2 protein-coding genes are annotated in these 6,035 nt (G+C 65.2%); both read right to left on the bottom strand.

Annotated elements, in window-relative coordinates; genetic code table 11:
- A partial coding sequence (locus tag AB0I91_RS23505; protein ID WP_499638794.1) for an ATP-binding protein occupies nt 1-2,211 on the bottom strand: 2,211 nt, incomplete at its 3' end.
- 496 nt (nt 2,212-2,707) lie between these two features.
- On the bottom strand, nt 2,708-6,028 hold the full coding sequence (locus AB0I91_RS23500) for an AfsR/SARP family transcriptional regulator (protein ID WP_499638792.1): 3,321 nt from the start codon (nt 6,026-6,028) through the stop codon (nt 2,708-2,710).
- Nucleotides 6,029-6,035 lie beyond the last annotated feature (7 nt).

Here is a 6,035-nt window from a genome sequence, read left to right as displayed (position 1 = left end):
GCCTCGACCAGCACGACCAGCGCCCAGCCGTCGGCGTGCGGCCCGAGCAGCAGGTACAGGAACAGGGGCACGCCGAGAAGCCACCAGTGCTTCGGCCCGCCGCAGCACCTGTCCGGCGCGCGGATCACCGGCCTCGGTCATGATCGCGGCAGCCTCCCGCAGACGCTCCACCGCCTGTCGTATTCGGCCGAGGTGGATCAGCGAGGTCGCGAGGGTCTCCAAGGCTTTGGCGCGTTCGGCTTCCGCGCCACCGTGCTCGCCATAGGCAGCCACGGCCTGCTCGCACAACCCGACCACGGTGTCGTGCTCGCCCAACCCCTGCCGAGCGACGGCGACGTCGTGCAGGGCGTACGCCACCCCGAGCGGCTCACCCACCCGACGCCGCAACACCACCTCCTGTTCGGCGTACTCCACCGCATCCTCGAACCGCCCCAGCGCGGCGCTGGTCTGACTGAGGTTGCACACCGCGATCGCCTCAGCCGCGACACTGCCCGTCTCCCGCGCGAGCACCGCCGCAGCCTCATAATGCTGCCACGCCTCGGCATAACGCCCGCGTTCCCGCATGTTCGCGCCCAGACCGCTCTCGGCTTCCAGACGTCGATCCCGATTACCGAGGCTGGCGGCCAGCACGAGCACCTCGGCGAAATCGGCATCCGCAGCATCAATGTCACCCAGCATCCGGTTCAGATGACCGCGGCGCACCAACAAGAACACCTCGGACTCCCTATCACCGTTCGCCCGCGCCGAAGCCAGCCCGAGGTTCTCGGCGTTCAACCGGTCCGGCCACAGACCACGAGGACGCAACGTCAGATGCCGTGCCGTGGCCGCCAGCGACACCGCCACTCGATGTAGGCCCTGCTCGACGGCCTTCTGCTGGACCGCCGACAGTGTCGGGTGTTCCATCGCGAACCAGCCCAATGCCTGCGCACGGTCGACGACAGGCACAGGCACTTCCGGATCGTCCAACCCGACCTCGAGACGGGTCATCGCCGGAAACACCAGACGATCCGCCACATCCGCAGTGCGCGCGTACCAGGTCAGCATCCGTACCGAGGCTGCGTCCCGCACCGTTTGAGTCTCGTCCAGATCAGCGCGGTACGCGGCGTAGTCGTACAGCAGATCGTGCATGCGATAGCGGCGCCGAGCGACAGGCTCGACCAAGTGGTACTCAACCAACTCCTCCAACACCCGCTCCGCCGCCCGCACCTCCAAGCCGGTCAACGCCGCGACCGCGTGAACACCGAACTCCGGAACCGGATGCAAACCCAACAGTCGGAACACCCGCGCTTGCTCGGTCCCAAGGCGGGCGTAGGACCAGTCGAACACCGACCGGACTCCACCGAGCCCTTGCCACGATCCGCTCATCCCGACCAACCCTCGCCGCTCCTCCCGGATCTCCTCCACCACGTCGGCCACCGACAGAAACGGTCGCGACGCCACCCGCGTCGCCGCCACCCGCAACGCCAACGGCAACCCCGCACACACCCCCACCAACTCCCGCACCGGCTCGGGCTCGTCCGCGACCCGTACCCGCCCTACAACCTCCTCCACCAACCGCACCGCCTCGCCGGTGTCGAACACGCCCAGCGTGATCCGCCGGGCGGCGCCCGTCGCGACCAGCTCCGACAGCGCACCCCGACTCGTCACCAACGTCACCGACCCTGCCGAACCAGGCAACAACGGACGCACCTGCTCCACCGAGGCGGCGTTGTCGAGCACCACCAACATCCGCCGCGCCGCCACCAACGACCTGAACAAGGCACTCTGGGCATCCACATCACCGGGAATCCGCTGCTCCGCAATCCCCAGAGAGGTAAGGAAGCCCGACAGCACAACGTGTGGGGGCAGCGGTTCGCTGGGACCGTAGCCACGCAGATTCACGAACAACGTGCCGTCCGAAAAACGGTCCTGGACACGGTGCGACCACCACACCGCCAACGTCGTCTTCCCCACCCCGCCGGTCCCGTCCAACGCGGCGATCACCGCGCCGTCCACGCCGCCATTCGTCGTTGGCTCGGCGATCAAGGTGTCGAGCGCGACGACCTGGACGTCACGTCCGCAGAAATCGGGTACCGCCGCCGGCAACTGCCGCGGCACCACCCCCGCCTGCGCCGCAGGCGCATGCACCACCAGCTGATCGATACGGCCAGCCTGCACCACCGAACCCTGGACCGCACCGCCCAAGTCATTCCTGACAACACCATCGGCCACGAACCCCGAGTCTGGGCCACAACACGGCCCCACCAGACCCGGACACCGCCACACCACCCACTCGGCCGACACACGCCACAAACCCGCCCGAACGTGGCAACCACGCCCGAGCACGATGCGACACCTGCGACAACCTGCGGACGGCAAGACGAAGCCGCGGACAAACCGCACGCGGTTCCCCGCCGCCTCGGCGGCTCTAACGCACGCTCTATGCGCTGCTCGACCTCCCCGACGGGGCGCGGCGCCCCTACAGCCGCCGCATCACCCCCATCCTGGTCCCCACTGGGGTGTCCGTAAGCGCCGCTGGTGGAGATCCTGCCCGAGGCGTTGGCGCGGGCGGTGCGCGGGCACAACACCACCCAGCCCCGACAGCGGCGCACGGGACCGGCGGCGCCTGGCGCTGAACGCGGGCGAGGTCGGAGAAGCTGCACTTGGCGCGGCGGTAAGGACAGTGCCGATGTGACCCACCGGCACTGCCTGGACCTATCGCTGCGTATCAGACAATGTCGTCAGGGTTGCCTGATTGTTCGGAGTCGAGGTTGTTGAGGAGTTGGACGGTGTGAGCTACCTCGGGCGCCTTGATGGAGCGGTGGATGGTGAGTGCTTGGTGTACAAGGAAGACGGCTTCGCGGGTATTGCCGGACCGGTGGAGGTATTCGGCTTGGCCCACGAGTGCGTTGGCTTGGTGAAGTCTGCTGCCGCAACTGCGTGCGAGTGCCAGAGCCGTGGTGTAGTGGTAATGGGCGTCGCCTGCCTCAGGGTGATCGAGGGCAAGGCTACCTAGCGCGTTGTGGGTCTCAGCTTGACCGTCGGAATCCTCGGCGCGGTCAAATAGATGAAGTGCCTGGACGAGGTGCGTAACCGCAGTGACAGGATCATGCTGTCGGCGGTGCGCGACGCCCATACCAAGGTGTGCATTGGCCTGTCCGAGCAAGTACTCGCTGCGGGTCGACAGCTCCAGGGCACGCATGTGAACATCCACCGCCGCATCGACATCACCCCGCCGCAGATAAGCACGGCCAAGGTCGTTGAGCGCTGCACCCTGCCCCAGCAAGTCACCGCTGCGGGTGGACAGCTCCAGCGCACGCATCTGAGCATCCACCGCCGCATCGACATCACCCCGCCGCAGATAAGCACGGCCAAGGTTGTTCAGCGCTGCACCCTGCCCCAGCAAGTCACCGCTGCGGGTGGACAGCTCCAGCGCACGCATCTGAGCATCGACCGCCGCATCGACATCACCCCGGAGTAGATACACTCGTCCAAGGCTGTTAAGTGCGTTACCTTGCCCTGCCAGGTTGTCACTAAGGACAAACAGCTCCAGTGCATGCGTCTGAGCATCCACCGCAGAGTCAAGATCACCCCGTCGCAGATGCACCCATCCGAGGTTGTTGAGCACAGTAGCTTGTCCTTCAAGATCGTCACTACGGGAGAACAAATCCCGTGCCTGAGTCTGGGCTTCGACTGCTGCATCGAGATCACCGCGCAGTAGATGCACTCGCCCGAGATTGTTGAACGCAGTAGCCTGTCCTGCGAAATTGTCGCCACGGACAAACAATTCCAGTGCCTCCGTGTGGGCGTCTACCGCCGCGTCGAGATCACCTCGCCGCCAATACACGTAACCTAGGTCATTGAGTGCGGTGGCTTGAGCGTGAGAATCCTTGGTTTGGATGGCGGCGATGCGTGCTGCATGGTGGATGGTGTGAGCGTGGTGCCAGTGTCCCGCCGTGCGGAAGTAGGGGTGGAGCGTGGCGGAGAGGTGGATTACGTGGACCGGATGTGTCGAGTGAGCGTTCTCAATAGTGGTGACGAGGGTGGGAAGTTCGGTGCCTAGCCAGTCCATTGCATGGTCGGCGTCGGTGATCGAACTCGGGTACGCAGGCACGGTAAGAGAGATGTGAGTACTAGGGGCCTTACGGGATGGTAGATGTCCGATGGCGGTGTGGGCGGTGTGGAGGTAGTAGTCGAGGAGTCGCGTCGTAACTCGCCGGCGGTGATCGGGATCTAGGTGCACAGCATGGGTTTGGGCGTAGGCACGCAGTAGGTCGTGTAGGCGGTAGCGGCCAGCGCTGGTTTCCTGCACAAGATGGCGAGAGTGCAGGGCATCAAGTGTGCGGCGCGCCCGCGCGGGAGTGGTGTCGGACATGGCTGCGGCAGCATGAGCGTCGATCTCAGGACCGTAGTGGAGGCCGAGCAAAGTAAACATCTCGCGCTGCTCTGACGGCAGGTCGCGGAAAGACATGTCGAAGGACGCCTTAACCGATCGGCCACCGAAGTCGAGTTCGTCGAGCTTGTCGTCCGCGTGGGCGAGTTGCGCGGCAAGTAGGTCCGCGATGTGGCGGACGGACCAGGTGGGGTGGGCACGTAGTTGGGAAGCCGTAATTGCAATAGCGAGTGGTAGACGCCCACAAAGTTCCACCACACGGGTGACCTCGTCAGCCTCATTGGGGTCGGGCGCGCGGTGGGCTAGGCGCAGCAGCATTTGGGAAGCTTCGTCCAAGGGAAGAACCGCCAGGGTGAGATGGTGTACGCCGTCGAGTTCGGGCAGTTGATTGCGACTGGTGATCAGTACCAGGCTTTCCGGAGCCCCCGGCAGCAGGGGGGTGACCTGGTCATGAGTGGCGGCGTCGTCGAACACCAGCAGCAGTTTACGGTTGGCGACCAGAGTGCGCCACAGGCGTGCCCGGTCGTCGACCGTCTTGTGGTTGCCGAGCACATGCGGGCTCACGCCGAGGTCCAGCAGCAGGGAGTGCAGGGCGTCGGATGGCGTACGAGGTTTCTGCCCAGGGGTGTGGCCATAGAGGTCGAGGAACAGTTGACCATCGGGGAAGCGGGGTGCAAGTGCGTGTGCCACATGAGTGCCGAGGGCAGTTTTCCCCACACCAGGCATACCGTTGATGGCGTGGATCGTGATTGCGGTGACCCCATCGCGCGCAACGCGCTCGACCGCGGTGATTAACTCGTTGAGTTCCCGTTCGCGGCCAGTAAAATCAGGTATGTCCCGGGGGAGATTGTTGGGCGCCGGGGTTGCCCCACTTTGCGCTGGTGACCCCCCGCTTCGTGCTGCGGGCAGACTGTGGCCGGGCGGATTGGCGATCAGTTGCTGGAGGAAGGCGTGGGCACTGGTTGATCTGCCTGCCCCAAGCTCATCGCGTGCGCGCGCTGCGATCCGGGCGGCCCAGCGACCGATTTGGGCGTGCCGTCCTGTGAGGGCTAGAGCGCGGGCACCCAGGAGCAGTAATTGCTCGTCGTGGACGATGTCGTCCTCGAATGGGCCGAGCAGAGAGATTACGTCATCGTGGCGACGGGCATTCAGCAGTTGGATGAACAGGGCTTTCTGTGCCGCGCGGCGGTGGATGTCATAGCGGTTCCGGACAGTGTCTGCCCATCGGCGGTTCACGTTCGATAACGCGGGCCCTCTCCACATACCCAATGCCCGCTGCAGCCGGTCGGGATCGGGATGTTGGTGGGCGCCATCGACTTCGTCGGCGAAGCGGTAGTAGTCTACTACCGACCTGCTTATCTGCAGGGTCCAGCAGCGCGACCGGTGGTCGTATACCAGCCATTCGCGATTCCCTCCAGCCTCTTCTATCGCATCACGAACCCATTCGACGTTTCGCCTGAGCGTGCCTCGTGCTGGCTCGTCCAGGCCGTCGTCGCGCCAAACCCAGTCCATCAATGCGGTCTCTCCGACCGGTTTGCCGACCTCGGTGGCGAATACAGCCAGCAGGCACAGCACGGCTGTCCTGGCAGGGCTGGCGAACGTGCCGTCGCCGTTGCCGATCCCGACATGCCCCAGTAACCGGATCTCCACCAGCACCCTCCGG

This window comes from Actinosynnema sp. NPDC049800 (genome assembly GCF_040656635.1).
In the GTDB taxonomy this organism is placed as follows: domain Bacteria; phylum Actinomycetota; class Actinomycetes; order Mycobacteriales; family Pseudonocardiaceae; genus Actinosynnema.
This window is presented reverse-complemented; position numbering and strand designations above follow the sequence as displayed.